Source organism: Leifsonia sp. RCC_180, assembly GCF_058138205.1.
Map to the genome: position 1 here is coordinate 3,193,890 of NZ_CP200340.1, position 13,019 is coordinate 3,206,908.

Genomic DNA, 13,019 nt, shown 5'->3' on the forward strand with positions numbered 1-13,019 from the left:
GTGGCCCGATCGCATCGTCGGGCGAGTCATAGGTGCAATTGATGCCGAGAGGGAACCATGTTCGCTCTCCCGTTGTGATGGTCGATTCGAAGTACGGCCCTCCGACATCCGGGCGAGGAGCGGATCTAGTGCATTGGATCGCAGGAGCCTCTTTGCCATCGAGCGTTACACCGACCACTAGCGCGCTCAGCGCAAGGCCTCCGAACACCAACGCTAAAACCAATCCCAGCAATCGTCGGAGTATCGGCCTCATCGTCTCAACAGTAGCTTTCGCAACGAGCCGAGGGCCTGATGTCAGTCCAGGTCGTGCACGAGTAGCGATCTTCAGCTGCTCCACCCTTATCGACATTGCGGCGGTAGGCGTACCGTCTGCATTGTGGTTGAACGCCTCGCTGATCAGGTGACCGTGCCGGATGTCGTCGGGATGCCGTTCCACGTAGGTCGCGACGTTGCATCCGCTGCCGGCCTGACTCTCGCGAACACGGACCCGGATGGCGCGCCCATTGGCGCCCTAGCGTGGCCTGGCCTCTTTTACATCACCTCGCAGAATCCGGCAGCGGGCGCCGTGGTGTATCGCTGGGATTCCGTCAGAGTGGAAATCGTCGCCTACGGCGAGACGGACTCCAACGCGGGCGCAATCCGACCCAAAGATCCTCCGTCGGATATCGCTCAGGCAGTGCCGGAGCGTGATACATTCGTGGACCTCGCCGCGCGGGACGGCAGCATTGATTGATTCCACCCCGACGCACGCTCATGGATCTGCCACCGTGCACGCTCCCTGGTCTACCGCCTAACGATCGCCAAGAGACAGCCGATTCGACTACCGCGTGAACGAGCTTGCTCCGACTCACTTCTTCCTGGTGAATGCCTTCCTCACGCGTTGGTACCAGCCGGACGTGCTGATTGCGTCCTCGACTGTGGCGCCAGCCAGGTAGCCGGCTGCCAGTCCTGCGAACCCCGCGTAGCAGTCATCACACAGGACCCGAGTCGCAGTCTGATGCCCATCTCCACGCAACGTCTTGCCACACTGATCGCATTGACTGCTCATCCGATCAGTGGGGCACTAACGTCGGGGTGGATGGGTGGGCCCAAAATCCGTGCCAGGAGTGCTCCAGTCAGGGATCGGCTTGCGTACTGCGGGACGCGCATCTCCAGCAAGAGTGCGGCAAGCGCTAGAGCTGCGAGTCAGCTAGGCGAGAGAACCTGTTTGCTTCGGGCGGATACACATCAGCACGAAAGCCGCGATCAGTCCCGCTGTGTAGATATCGATCAGAGCTACGGTATGGCCAGACAGGGTGACCGCGCCCAATACGAGGGCGACAGCGATCAGCGCGAAGGCGAGTACCACCCACCTTGGCCACGTATGATCGGCGATCGTCGCCAATCCGAAGGCCAGCGGCCCGACGGCGAAGATGGTCGTGAGTATCACAGCAATGACGTCGGCGACGATGCTGTGCGGGTGTCTGGGGAGCACGTTTGCAGTAATGCTATTGATGACATAAGCGATCCCGGCGGCACAGACACGCAAGCGCGGCCCGCCCCGTCCATGCGAGTCCTCGCATGCTCCTGCGGTCAGTCTTCGCCGTCACGATTCGAGCATACGCACCAAGCGTCGACCAGCATTCAAGGTGAAACGTATGCGGGTCGGTCAGCGGGCTTCCCCAGTCAGTCATGCGATGCGTGCAAGCCGTCCGGTAGCGGATCTGCGGGCTTCGAGTTGAGTCCAGTCGTGCTCGTGCATGATTGCCCCATGTCGGAATTCTTGGCTTGCGTCGTTCATCGGTTACGCGAGGCTGGCGTGGTGCTGGAGCGTGGCCTCGATACAGCGGAATTCGAGCAAGTCGAGAACGAGTACGGCTTCAAGTTCAGCAACCAGCACCGAGAGTTCCTCGCGAGCGTCTCGCCGGTCGGACCCAAATGGGCTGACTGGCGGAACGGAGAACCCACGGCGTTGAGAAGTCGCCTGTCTTGGCCACTTGAGGGGCTCCTCTTCGACGTCGAGAACAATGCCTTCTGGCCACGATCGTGGGGGCCCCGTCCACCGGATCTGGCGGAGGCGGTCGAGGTGGCCGCGGTGCGATTCACCCAGGTGCCGCAACTTGTCCCGCTACACAGTCACCGTTACCTAGTCGCCGGCCCAGGAGACGTTCGCAGCCCGATCTTCTCCGTCTACCAAACCGACGTCGTCCTTTACGGAGATAACCTTCTGGACTACATCGCCAAGGAGTTCCACGTCGGCACGCGCCACCCGACCGACCGCCCGCCAACCGCATTCTGGTCAGACCTCGCGCACGGACTCGAACCACAAGAAATGTGAACGCTGGCGCAAGTTCGGCATCGGCACCGAGAACTGCGACAGCGGTCGCAACGGGACGGGCCATGACAAGTAGGCAACGTCCAGCACGAAGCAACAACTGAGCCCCCGCAAGTCGATCCTCTTACAGCTCAACATGCGTAGGCTTCGACAGTGACAGATCTGAGCGGAGAACGTGTGTTTCTGCGCCCGTGGAGGTTGGACGATGCCGCGTTCGTCTACGACCTCTACTCCCGGTGGGAGGTACAGAGGTATATCGGGCGCGAACCCCAGGTCATGACGGAGCTCCGGCAAGCTCGTGCGCTGATCGAGCGCCTTCGCGGCAAGGATGACGGCGTGTTGGGGTATTGGGCTGTCGAAGCACTTGCCACAGGAAGGCTCGTTGGTACGACCATGCTGCAGGGCATACGAATCTCGGGGACGCAGCAGCCTTCTGACGAGATCGAAATCGGTTGGCACTTCCATCCGGATGCTTGGGGTAACGGCTATGCGACGGATGCGGCCAGGCGCGTTCTCCAGCATGCATTCGATTCCGGACTCAAGCGCATCATCGCCGTAGCCCACCCCGACAACACCGCCTCGCACCGGGTCTGCCTGCGGCTGGGCATGAGCGACGCCGGGCGCACTGCGAGGTATTACGACACCGAATGCGAGCTGTTCATCGTTGACCGCCAGAACGAGGCGCACATCGCCTAGGCGAGATTCCGGCCCGAGCGGTAGAGGATCGGCTATCGGGCGCGGTGCTGTCCGAGGGTCCTAAGGTGAAGGGATGTTGCCAGCCCCGCCGCGGTTGCGACCCGGAGAACGGATCGCGATTCGGGAGGTCCTACGAGGACGCGTCTGGACGTCTCGTCCGGTTGTCGTGGTGGAAGACACGGCGGATCAGTTCGTTTCGTACCTCGAACCCGGGACGATCATTGATTACCCCGTCGGAACGCAGCACGGGCGCGGCACATTCTTAATGTGGTTGTCGGGTGAATGGGAACTCGGCCCCAAAGAATTCCACGCGCCTGGAATGCTGAGAATCGCTCCCACCGGGCGACCATTCGAAGTGTTCGCGCACGTCACCGCAGAACTCGGTATCACCTCGTGGTACGTCAACTTCCAGCAGCCCTTAATGCGGACCTTGCAGGGATTCGACACCATGGATGAGACTCTCGACCTGCTCGTCGCACCCGACTTCTCGTCGTGGGAGCGCAAGGACCACGACGAGTTGGAACTAGCTCTCGAGATGGGCGTCTACGAGCAACGCGACGCGCAGCGCATCCTCGATTCGTGTGTTGCCGTCGAGAACGCGCTTGAACGCGGTGAAGTGCCCTGGGATCGCAGCTGGCGCGACTGGCGTCCCCAGATCGACTGACCTCTGACGGCCCGTGACCAAGCGCTTCCCGACCAATTGCACGGTAGACGATCCCTAACCGGGCGAGTGGTTGACGACAGGATCTCTGTCCGCCCCCACCAAGGTGCCATGTCTCTCTCGGGCTACTCCGGCTTCGAGAGGATCAGTCTGGCGGAAGTTGGAACGTTCCACCGGCGACCGTGCACTTTTGTTGGAGGTCGGCAACGGCCTGGTTGGCCTTGGCATCCTCATCCAGAGTCAGCGTCGGGTCATGCAAGATGTTGATTCGTTCGCCAACACTGGTGATGAGCGACATGTCGTCGGCGATCGCCGTCCATCGGGGATCCAACTGCGCCGCCCGTTGAGCGGCCGCGGTGGCGGATTCCTGATGGGGAAACTTGACGTCGATCTTCTCCTCGAAGGTGGCCCCGAAGTCCGTGCAGGCCTTTTCAATGATCTGCTGGGCGTCGTTCGCGGCCGGCGCTGTGGTCCGTGACGGCGTTGGCGTATCTGTGGGAGTGGCGAGGGGTGAGCTTGGAGCCGAGGCGCTCGGCGAGGCAGGGGCCGGGATGAAGGGCAGTCTCCCGGACAGGGCTAGTGCGGCGCCGCCTGTCGACAAGAGCAAGGCAGCCACGACGAGCGACACCACGGCGGCGACGCGACGGTGTCCCCGCCGCTCCGGCTGTTCGCGCGCCACCTCCCTTATCAGCATGCTCTTGATCGCGTCGATACGGTCGCGATCGAACGGTGACGAATTATTGGTGCTCTTCATCGTGCGTCTCCCGGGATCGAGGTTACGTCCGTCATTTCGGTGACCAGCTCCGCCAACTTGTTCTTCGCTCGGAAGAGGCGGGACTTGACTGTCCCGACCGGAACTCCGAGCACTATCGACGCATCCAGCGCCGTCATTCCCTGGACCAGGCACAACGACACGACGTCCTGCTCGACGCTGGTCAGCGTGGTGAACGCTCGCCGCACCGCTACCCGCCGCGGTTCGTCATCGAGCCGATCATTCACCGCGGGCGAGAAATCGTCGTGATGTTGCCCACCTGGGAGGGCCTCCATCGCGTGGCGGTGGCGACGATGTGCTCGCGCGAGGTTGCGAGCCACGTAGTTAGTCGTCACCAAAAGCCACGGCAGGACCGACCCGTTGACGACTCGAACAGACTGGCGCCTTCGCCACGCCTCTAGAAAGACAAGTGCGGCAACGTCTTCGGCGTCATGGAACGAGCCAACGGATCGCAGAGCGTGCCATAAAACCCGATTGTGATGCGTCTCGAAGAGCGCGCCGAAGGCGGCGGGACCCCCGGAACGTAGCTGCGCCCCCTCGTCCGGCTGCAGGTCGCTGAGAAAAGACGTCATACCCCATAATGTCCGCGCAGGCGAAAAAGGTTCTCGGAGACGTCGGCCCCGACGTCTAGGCTGCCGAACGCGTCTTCGCCGAAATAGCCGTGACCTTCCCAAACGCTCCGATCACCGCAGCGTCTACGCGCACGAGAAACACCTGTCCAACTGGGTCAGGCCTGCAACGAGAACCCGAAGCCTTGTCTGACCAATACTGCCGACCAGACCCTCGAGTGAGTCTGATCCACGGGTAAGAGACATCAGCGCTGACTTAGCGCGTCCACAAGCCGATCGGCTTACGGCGCCGGTCTGGAGGTGGACGGTTTGTCGGTTCTGACGGTTGAATGAGTGCCGTGCTGGCTATCGTTCCGGATCCCTGGATTGCCGATTCCTGCGTGACGTCAACCGTCACGCAGGATGGTGTTCTTTCCGAGGTCTCGGTAGAAATCCCTTCAGCAGAGGGGCTGACCTTCACCGTTCGCACGCTGGAGTTGCTCGGCGAGCGGATTAACAGCGCCGGCAGGCCGCACGGGATCCTCACGGACCCGATTTCAGTGGCAACGTTGGTAGCAAATTCCCTGCTGCTGCAGTCAGTCTCATCTGGGCTGCCGCGAGAGGAAGCGGTCAGGCTCATGGATGGCGCCAATACGGAATCGCAAGCAGTGGCGAGTGACCGCGCTAGATGGGCGTTCGCCCCAATGGTGATAGCCAGCGTGCCCTACGCGCTGTGGCATCGCTCGCTTGGCGGGGGGTTCATCGCGCATGCCGACCTGGGGGCCAGGGTCCTCGCCGCGTGGGGTCAAGGCGATTTCCCGCGCACGTTACTTCGGATGCAACTTGTCGATCTCCCGTCATAGATCCCGGCCGCCTGCAGTCCGCCCGATTACGGATCGGCTTGCGGGCGTCCGGTAGCGGTTCTCCTGACGGACAGCTCGCTGAGCGCCGGTCGCCGAGGTGTCGTACCAGGGCCCCGGTTACAGGCCGGTCTCGGTCCGCCGGCCGGTCGCAGCCGTTGAGAGCGCTCAACGACGACGCCCTCGGCGCGCTGCTATGACAACTGCGAAGACCACCGCCACACCGCCGATACTGAGGACGACGAGCCGGGCCCAGTCAGGGGTCGGACCGAGAGCGACCGTGTCGTTGCACTCCTGACCGCTCGGCGGCGCTGTCGCGCGTGACGCGCGCACGAGCAGCTCCAGCATCTTGGTCATTACCTGATCACTCGTCGCGGCTCAGGACCGACCTGCGGCCGAGGGCCCATCCGCTAGCGCCGACGATGACCGACAGGCGAGGACTACAAGCGTTGCCCGGCCCCACGCCCGTGGTGAACGGGTACATGCCGCTGAACGATTCGATTGCGAGGAGAGGCTATCCGGATGCCAGGCGTGGTAGCCGATCACTGTGCGCACATAGTGCCTTGATGGCCGCCCCCGTTCGCACTCTTACGGACGGCGCCGAATCAGTCGAAAGAGGAGAGCACTGACGCGAAGAATTCTCTCCCCGAGTCAGTAGCAGACGATTCGTGTAAACGCTTCTCGAGCACCTCGGCGACCCACTTTGGTCCGTGATTCCCTACTGAGGGGACGAAATCTTCCATCTCCCCGATCGACACTAGGTGGACGCGAAGGGCGGCAAGCCCCTCTAACAGCCGCTCGCAGGCCTGATATGGGTCTGCCTTAGGCATACCCGCGAGCCCGACGTTCTTGACTCGGTCCCAGCCATTCTCAATCTTCAGTGCCGCCCGTACAGGTGCCAGCGTGCGCTCGGAAACGTCGGTAATCCCCTCAAAAGCTCGGATTACGGCTTCTTGCATTCCAGCTGCCGACGGTGTCCGAGAGGTTGCAGTCAATGCGGCGTTCACTGTCTTCCAGTCCCGTTCAAAATCGGCAGGATTCCCGCCCGCGGCACGGATAAGACGCTCAAGCACCGCCCATTCGTTGAGCACATCAAAGTCACCAATCACTGCCACGGGAACGCTTGCAGCTCGCAGAGCTTCGACCGCGACGTGCATGCGATGTTTTCCGCCGCAATTCGTGAAGAGGAGGTCCCGCCGCCGGGCCGAGGTGTCGTCCGCCGGCAGCGTGTCACGCATCGCGGCGAAGAATTTGCAGTCGGCGTCTGACTCGCAGACAACAACGGCGTCCGTGAACAAGCCCTCCAACAGGTTCGAATACCTCAACAGTGGGTCGCTCCACAGACGTCTCACCGCGGAATTGTCCAGTACAGATGCGGAGTTAATGTCACCTCGCCGGGTCAGGCGAATCACAGTCGCATTGGCTGATCCCTCAAGCGTGCCGTGCACAATATCGGAGCTGTGAGTGCTTAAGAACGTGGTCGTACCAGAGCTAGCGGCATCTTCCGAGATCACTCTTGCTAAATATCGGGCCTGCGGCGGATGTAGGAACGCTTCGGGCTCATCGATAAGCGAGACAGTCTGATGACCGGTCTGCAGGTTCAGAAGCAGGCCCATCATGGATCGCACTCCGTCGCCCTGCTCATGTAGGAGGGGAAGCCTGCGCAAGAGATCCAAGTACTCCTGCGGAGGTCTGGGGCTTTTCGGCGGCTCGATATCTCCGACGCGGAGGGCCCAGTGGTCCCCTCCCGTCCATGTGTCGAGGATCAGACCCTGATCGAATGCCCCTCGACTGATATTCCGGAGCTGAGCCTCAACGTCCTCCCGCTCATATAGACGATGCAGTGGATGGCTCGCGTCCGATTCGTATAGGTTCAGCGCGGGCGCGGGCTTACTTGCAAGCAGGCGACTTTCTGTGTCGGCATACAACACGAAGTACGCTCCCACGATGGATTGAGCGCCCCCAGACCACCATGTCATCGCGTTTCCCAGCGGCTGTATGCCGGCAGCCTTCAGGTCAACGCGGTCTCCTTGCGTTGCCGATCGCAGGATGGAACTGTCCACTTCAAACGTCGCCAACAGTTCATCGGTTGATCCCCGGAAGGCGACCTGTGCGCCGACAACGACAAGGCCCCTGTCCCCTGAACTGGTGATCAGCTTGGAGATGTCGCGCAGGGCCTGACTCTTACCCGAGTTGTTCGGACCAACAATCAGCACTACGCCGCTCTCCGGTATAGCCACTGTCGTCGCATCACTGAGATTGATTTCGGTGACGCTGACGCTCGCTCGCATAACCAGAACATAGCGAAACCTAGCGGTGACGAGCAGGTGTGAGAGGGGCGCCGCGTGCCCGTAAGCCGGTCGATCAACGTAACACCGGCCCGCAAAGATGCCCGGTGATGGAGCCTCAAACGCTACAGGCCAATTCATGCTCATCGGTTACGCCGAGTCTCCACCAAAGCCGAGCAACTCACTGTGCAACGCAACGCACCCCGGCCGCTGGCCTTGACGAGGAGAACATCCACGTCGATCAAGGCCTCACCAACCGAGAGCGTCCGTCCTCCGCGAAGCGCTAGCGACAGTGCGTTCGGGTGACACAGCGGCGAGCCGACGGACCCCAACCAACCACGCTCGAGTCACGGCCGCGATAACGACTCGGTAACGGTGGTTTGCGTCAACGCGTTTGACGCTTCTACGGTGACGTCAATCGATTGAAGTCAAACGATTGACGGACGAAGGAGCCCCGGATGCTGACGATGAAGGACATCGCCTCGCATGTGGGTGTTTCCGTGTCCAGCGTGAGTCTCGTGCTCAGCGGGCGGGGCGAAGGGCGCGTCAATCCGGGCGTCGCCCAGCGCATCAAGGACGTCGCCGACGAGTTGGGGTACGTCCCGAATCAGTTGGCGCGATCGTTGAAGACCAAGCAGAGTCGCACGATCGGCGTGGTCTCCGACCGGGTGGCGACCGTCCCGTTCTCCGGTCACATGCTCGCGGGCGCGCAGCAGGCGGCCTGGGAGTGCGGCTTCATGCTGATGCTCATCGACACGTACGGAAACGACGAGGTCCAGACCCCGGCGGTGCAGTCCCTTCTGCAGCGCAACATCGAGGGCCTCATCGTCGCGACGAACTTCCACAAGGTCGTCGAGCTCCCGCTCGTTCCTCCGACCATGCCGGTCGTCATCCTGGACGGACGACCCGCTGACGACTCGCATCCCACGGTCGACTACGTCGTCCCGGATGAGGAACTGGGCGCGTACACGTCGACGCGGATGCTCGTGGAGGCGGGGCACACCCGCATCGGCTTCTGCGACGTCGCCGCGTATCCGATCGCCTCGCGACTGCGGCAGCGTGGGTATCGGCGGGCTCTGGAGGAGAGCGGGATCGCGTACGACGCCTCGCTGACCGTCGTCGCCGAAGACGCGGCGACGCGCTTCGCCCTCGACCCGGCCCGCCTGCTGCTCGAGCGGGACGACAGGCCCACCGCCGTCTTCTGCTTCAGCGACCAGACGGCCATGGGCTTCTACACCGTCGCCCGGCGACTCGGGCTGACCGTGCCCGGCGACCTGTCCATCGCAGGCTTCGACAACCAGGAGTTCGTCGCCGAAGCGCTCGACCCGGGCCTCACCACGGTGCAGCTACCTCACCGGGAGATGGGCGAGTGGGCGGTCCGTCGCCTTGTCGGCCGACTCGACGGCTCTCTCGACGGCGCAGAGCGCGAAGGCTACCTGATGCCGTGCGAGCCCGTGATCAGGCAGTCGATCGGACCACCCGCGAGCACCTGACCTCCCGACTCCAACCCGATTCGCACGATCCCATCCGCACCACACACCGGAGGCGCCGGTGGCGGGAGCCTGCCCTCCTGCCGTCGCGCGTCGCCACGAGAACACCGATGCAAAGGAGCAACGCAATGAAACCATCCCGAAAGCCGGGCACCCGCAGGGTCGCGCGCCTCGCGGCGGCTGCCGCCGCTATGGCCGTCGCCGCTGCCGGCCTCGTCGCCTGCAGTGGCGGTGGAGGCGGCGGAGACGCCGGAAAGACGTTCACGATCCTCCAGTACGAAGACCCGAAGACGGCACAGGGTCAGGGCTGGCAGCTCGCCCTCGAGTTGTTCAAGAAGAAGCACCCGGACGTGAAGGTGGACTTCCAGACGACCAGCTTCGACGCTGTTCGCAAGAACGCGAAGCTCACCCTCGGCGGCAACAAGGTGCCGGATGTCGTCGAGTTCAACAAGGGCAACGCCGACGGCGGGCAACTCGCGAGCCAGGGGCTCCTCACTCCCCTGAACGACCAGGTGAAGAAGTACGGCTGGGACAAGAAGGTCACCGGCGGCATGCAGTCCTTCGCCAAGTACGACGAGCAGGGCAGGGCGGGTTCCGGAGACTGGTACGGCATCCCGAACATCGGCGAGTACGTGACCCTGTACTACAACAAGGACCTGTTCGCGAAGGCGGGCATCACGGCCGAGCCGAAGACGATGGATGAGTTCGTCGCCGCCATGCAGAAGCTGCATGCCGCGGGCATCACCCCCGTATCCTCCTCCGCCTCCACCAACCAGGGCTTCAACCAGATGTGGGTTTGGTACTCCCTGGTCTCCGCGTACGCGGATCGGAAGCAGATCGACGACTTCATGTTCCTGAAGGGCAAGGTCGACTTCTCCGCGGACCCGTGGAAGAAGGGCACCGAGCAGTTCCAGGACTGGATCGACAAGGGCTACTTGGGCACCGACCTCGCCGGGCTCACCTATGAGCAGGCGAACGTCAACTTCCTCAGCGGGAAGACCGGGATGCTGATCTGGAACAACGGCGTCTTCTCACGGGTGAAGGACCAGAAGGACTTCGCGTGGGGATACTTCACGCTCCCTGGAGCGAATCTGTCGATGGGCTCCTCCGGCCACCTCTGGGGCGTTCCGGCGAAGGCCGCGAACAAGGACCTCGCCTACGACTGGATCGACACCACGCTGAGCCCGGAGGTGCAGAACAAGATCGGCGAACTCGGTGGACTGCCCTTGGCCGGCGACTCGTCGAAGATCACCGATCCGGTGACCCGCGCCTACTCCGAGCGGTTCGACGAGATCGTCAAGGCGGACACCTTGACGTTCTACCCGGACTACCCGGTGCCGGGGTTCCTCGACTTCATCCAGACCAACATGGCGGCGATGTCGAACAAGAACGAGACGGCCGACGAGTACCTCGCCAAGCTGCAGAAGTTCTACGACGACGGCAAGAAAGCGACCGACCAGGGCTGACCGGCGTGCGGGGGCCGCCGCCCGGCGGTCCCCGCATCCTGTCCCGCACACTGACCCGGAGACACTCACATGACGACAGCGGCACTGACCGGCCGGCGCACCCGGCCGCGCAACGCGGGCTACTGGCTGTACCTCATCCCGATGATCGCCGGCACGATCCTGATCGTGCTCCTGCCGTTCGCGGTGAACGTGTTCATCAGCCTGTTCCGGTGGAAGGGCGGCATCGCCCCGATGCGCTGGAACGGCATCCAGAACTACGTCGACCTGCTGAACGACGCGCAGTTCTGGCTCGCCTTCAAGAACACCATCTTCATGATCGTCGGCATCGTCGTCATCCCCACCGTGCTGGGGCTGCTGCTGGCCGCGATGCTCTTCGACTACATCGGCCGGGAGTTCGGTGGTCGCTCGGCTGCGTTCCTGCGGGCGACGTACTACCTGCCGCAGATCCTGCCGATCGCCGTCGCCGGTTTCATCTGGAGCTGGGTGCTGGCGACCCAGAACGGACTCCTGAACAGCGTCATCCGGGCGATCGGGGTGACCAGTCCGCCGGACTGGCTCGGCGATCCGAACATCGCGATCTATGCGGTGATGCTGATGCTGATCTGGTTGCAGCTCGGCTACCCCGTCGTCATCTTCATGGCCGCGCTTCAGCGGGTCGACCCCGAGCTGTACGAGGCGGCCTCCCTCGACGGCGCCGGGTGGTGGCGGCGGTTCCGGGCGATCACCGTTCCGCAGATCCGGCCGGAGGTGTTCGTCGTGGTCATCACCGCGACGGTCGGTGCGCTGAAGGTGTTCGCGCCGGTGCTCATCCTCACCGGGGGAGGGCCGGAGGGATCGACCATCGTGCCGTCCTACTACTCGTACCGGAACTTCTTCGAGCTCTCCAAGGTCGGGTACGGCTCGGCGATCGCGACCGCCATGTCCATCGTCATCTTCCTCGTCGCGGGCGTCATGCTCTGGCTCCAGCGGCGAGGTGCCCGAGAGGAGACCGGCTCATGACCACGACCACGGTGTCGGACCCGCAGACGGACCCGCGGCAGGATGCGCCGCGCGCTGCACGCCCGCCGCTGAAGCGCCGGCGGCGTCCCCGGCCGCTGCGCTGGGTGATCCTCGCGGGTGCCGTGCTGGTCGCGTTGGTGATGCTGGCACCGTTGGTCCTGCTCGTCCTGAACGCGTTCAAGACCGGCGGAGACTATTCGGCCCACGGCCCGCTGGCGCTGCCTACGAGCTGGAGCGTGCAGTCGTTCCAGGACTACCTTGACCGGGTCGACTTCCTCCGGGCCCTCTGGAACTCCGTGGTCATCTCGACCTTCGTCGCGCTGCTCGGAACCCTGGTCTCGCTGCTCAGCGCGTACGCGATCGGGGTCGGACGCGTCCGGGGGAGTACCGCACTGCTGGCGGTCTTCCTCCTGGCGACGATGTTGCCGCAGGAGGCGCTGATCTACCCACTGTTCTACGGCGCGCAGGCGACGGGGACGTTCAACACCGTGTGGAGCGTCATCATCGTCTTCACCGTGTTGCAGGCGGCTTTCGGCACCTACCTGCTCTCCAGCGTGATGTCGACCTTGCCGCCCTCGCTGCTCGAGGCCGCCGCCCTCGACGGCGCCGGCCGCTGGCGCATCCTCTGGTCGGTGGTGTATCCGGTGATGCGACCGACGCTCTCGGTGCTCATGGTCTTCTTTTTCGTCTGGACCTGGAATGAGTTCTACATCCCGTTGATCCTGCTCTCCGACCAATCGGTGCAGACGGTTCCGATCGCCCTGGCCACGCTGCAGGGGCAGAACTCCATCGACATCACCTCACTGAACGCCGGCTCGCTGCTGTCCCTGCTGCCGACGCTCGTCTTCTTCATCATCTTCCAACGCACACTGAGCCGCGGCGTGACCGTCGGCTCAGTGAAGTGACCGCACACAGAAACCCAAGG

14 protein-coding genes are annotated in these 13,019 nt (G+C 63.2%); 9 read left to right on the plus strand and 5 right to left on the minus strand.

The annotated features are described in order from the left end of the window. Window positions 1-376: 376 nt before the first annotated feature. Complete coding sequence (locus AB7E03_RS15780; RefSeq protein ID WP_489942284.1) at window positions 377-733, plus strand: PASTA domain-containing protein; 357 nt, start codon at window positions 377-379, stop codon at window positions 731-733. Window positions 734-1,189: 456 nt separating this feature from the next. On the opposite strand, the gene AB7E03_RS15785 is transcribed toward AB7E03_RS15780, so the two are convergent. Next, window positions 1,190-1,474: a hypothetical protein gene (locus AB7E03_RS15785; RefSeq protein ID WP_489942285.1), complete on the minus strand. Its 285-nt coding sequence runs from the start codon at window positions 1,472-1,474 to the stop codon at window positions 1,190-1,192. Window positions 1,475-1,750: 276 nt separating this feature from the next. On the opposite strand from AB7E03_RS15785, the gene AB7E03_RS15790 reads away from it, so the two are divergent. The 3 genes from AB7E03_RS15790 (at window position 1,751) to AB7E03_RS15800 (ending at window position 3,674) form a co-directional block, all read left to right on the plus strand. Continuing rightward, window positions 1,751-2,317, plus strand: coding sequence for a hypothetical protein (locus AB7E03_RS15790; protein WP_489942286.1), 567 nt, complete (start codon window positions 1,751-1,753; stop codon window positions 2,315-2,317). Window positions 2,318-2,467: 150 nt separating this feature from the next. Next, complete coding sequence (locus AB7E03_RS15795) at window positions 2,468-3,010, plus strand: GNAT family N-acetyltransferase (protein ID WP_489942287.1); 543 nt, start codon at window positions 2,468-2,470, stop codon at window positions 3,008-3,010. Between the two features lie 169 nt (window positions 3,011-3,179). After that, window positions 3,180-3,674 carry a DUF402 domain-containing protein gene (locus AB7E03_RS15800; RefSeq protein WP_489942288.1) on the plus strand — a complete coding sequence of 165 codons (495 nt, stop codon included), beginning with the start codon at window positions 3,180-3,182 and terminating at the stop codon, window positions 3,672-3,674. A gap of 142 nt (window positions 3,675-3,816) precedes the next feature. Here AB7E03_RS15800 and AB7E03_RS15805 read toward each other — a convergent pair whose 3' ends face one another. Both AB7E03_RS15805 and AB7E03_RS15810 read right to left on the minus strand, forming a co-directional pair. Continuing rightward, window positions 3,817-4,425 carry a hypothetical protein gene (locus AB7E03_RS15805; protein WP_489942289.1) on the minus strand — a complete coding sequence of 203 codons (609 nt, stop codon included), beginning with the start codon at window positions 4,423-4,425 and terminating at the stop codon, window positions 3,817-3,819. Next, a complete protein-coding gene (locus tag AB7E03_RS15810) occupies window positions 4,422-5,015 on the minus strand; it encodes an RNA polymerase sigma factor (RefSeq protein ID WP_489942290.1) in 594 nt (197 codons plus the stop codon). Before AB7E03_RS15810 ends, AB7E03_RS15805 begins: the two co-directional genes overlap by 4 nt. A 335-nt stretch (window positions 5,016-5,350) precedes the next feature. Here AB7E03_RS15810 and AB7E03_RS15815 point away from each other — a divergent pair, with 335 nt between their 5' ends. After that, entirely contained in the window at window positions 5,351-5,854 is a 504-nt protein-coding gene (locus AB7E03_RS15815; RefSeq protein WP_489942291.1) for a hypothetical protein, read from the plus strand. A gap of 165 nt (window positions 5,855-6,019) precedes the next feature. On the opposite strand, the gene AB7E03_RS15820 is transcribed toward AB7E03_RS15815, so the two are convergent. Together AB7E03_RS15820 and AB7E03_RS15825 are read right to left on the minus strand one after the other, a co-directional pair. Continuing rightward, window positions 6,020-6,208: a hypothetical protein gene (locus AB7E03_RS15820; RefSeq protein WP_489942292.1), complete on the minus strand. Its 189-nt coding sequence runs from the start codon at window positions 6,206-6,208 to the stop codon at window positions 6,020-6,022. 248 nt (window positions 6,209-6,456) lie between these two features. Beyond that, window positions 6,457-8,142: an ATP-dependent nuclease gene (locus AB7E03_RS15825; protein WP_489942293.1), complete on the minus strand. Its 1,686-nt coding sequence runs from the start codon at window positions 8,140-8,142 to the stop codon at window positions 6,457-6,459. Window positions 8,143-8,597: 455 nt separating this feature from the next. Here AB7E03_RS15825 and AB7E03_RS15830 point away from each other — a divergent pair, with 455 nt between their 5' ends. The 4 genes from AB7E03_RS15830 to AB7E03_RS15845 all read left to right on the plus strand — a co-directional run bounded on the left by AB7E03_RS15830 (window position 8,598) and on the right by AB7E03_RS15845 (window position 12,999). Next, a complete protein-coding gene (locus AB7E03_RS15830; protein WP_489942294.1) occupies window positions 8,598-9,632 on the plus strand; it encodes a LacI family DNA-binding transcriptional regulator in 1,035 nt (344 codons plus the stop codon). Window positions 9,633-9,757: 125 nt separating this feature from the next. Further along, a complete protein-coding gene (locus tag AB7E03_RS15835; RefSeq protein WP_489942295.1) occupies window positions 9,758-11,095 on the plus strand; it encodes an ABC transporter substrate-binding protein in 1,338 nt (445 codons plus the stop codon). A gap of 69 nt (window positions 11,096-11,164) precedes the next feature. Beyond that, window positions 11,165-12,094, plus strand: a complete 930-nt coding sequence (locus tag AB7E03_RS15840; protein WP_489942296.1) for a carbohydrate ABC transporter permease — start codon at window positions 11,165-11,167, stop codon at window positions 12,092-12,094. Next, on the plus strand, window positions 12,091-12,999 hold the full coding sequence (locus AB7E03_RS15845; protein WP_489942297.1) for a carbohydrate ABC transporter permease: 909 nt from the start codon (window positions 12,091-12,093) through the stop codon (window positions 12,997-12,999). The genes AB7E03_RS15840 and AB7E03_RS15845 overlap by 4 nt, the downstream gene beginning before the upstream one ends. The last annotated feature ends 20 nt before the right edge of the window (window positions 13,000-13,019 follow it).

Excerpts from the sequence above, each read along its gene's own strand:
- AB7E03_RS15790 (WP_489942286.1), top strand. The coding sequence starts at position 1,751 with ATGTCGGAATTCTTGGCTTGCGTCGTTCATCGGTTACGCGAGGCTGGC.
- AB7E03_RS15805 (WP_489942289.1), bottom strand. The coding sequence starts at position 4,425 with ATGAAGAGCACCAATAATTCGTCACCGTTCGATCGCGACCGTATCGAC.
- AB7E03_RS15810 (WP_489942290.1), bottom strand. The coding sequence starts at position 5,015 with ATGACGTCTTTTCTCAGCGACCTGCAGCCGGACGAGGGGGCGCAGCTA.
- AB7E03_RS15820 (WP_489942292.1), bottom strand. The coding sequence starts at position 6,208 with ATGACCAAGATGCTGGAGCTGCTCGTGCGCGCGTCACGCGCGACAGCG.
- AB7E03_RS15825 (WP_489942293.1), bottom strand. The coding sequence starts at position 8,142 with ATGCGAGCGAGCGTCAGCGTCACCGAAATCAATCTCAGTGATGCGACG.
- AB7E03_RS15830 (WP_489942294.1), top strand. The coding sequence starts at position 8,598 with ATGCTGACGATGAAGGACATCGCCTCGCATGTGGGTGTTTCCGTGTCC.
- AB7E03_RS15835 (WP_489942295.1), top strand. The coding sequence starts at position 9,758 with ATGAAACCATCCCGAAAGCCGGGCACCCGCAGGGTCGCGCGCCTCGCG.
- AB7E03_RS15840 (WP_489942296.1), top strand. The coding sequence starts at position 11,165 with ATGACGACAGCGGCACTGACCGGCCGGCGCACCCGGCCGCGCAACGCG.
- AB7E03_RS15845 (WP_489942297.1), top strand. The coding sequence starts at position 12,091 with ATGACCACGACCACGGTGTCGGACCCGCAGACGGACCCGCGGCAGGAT.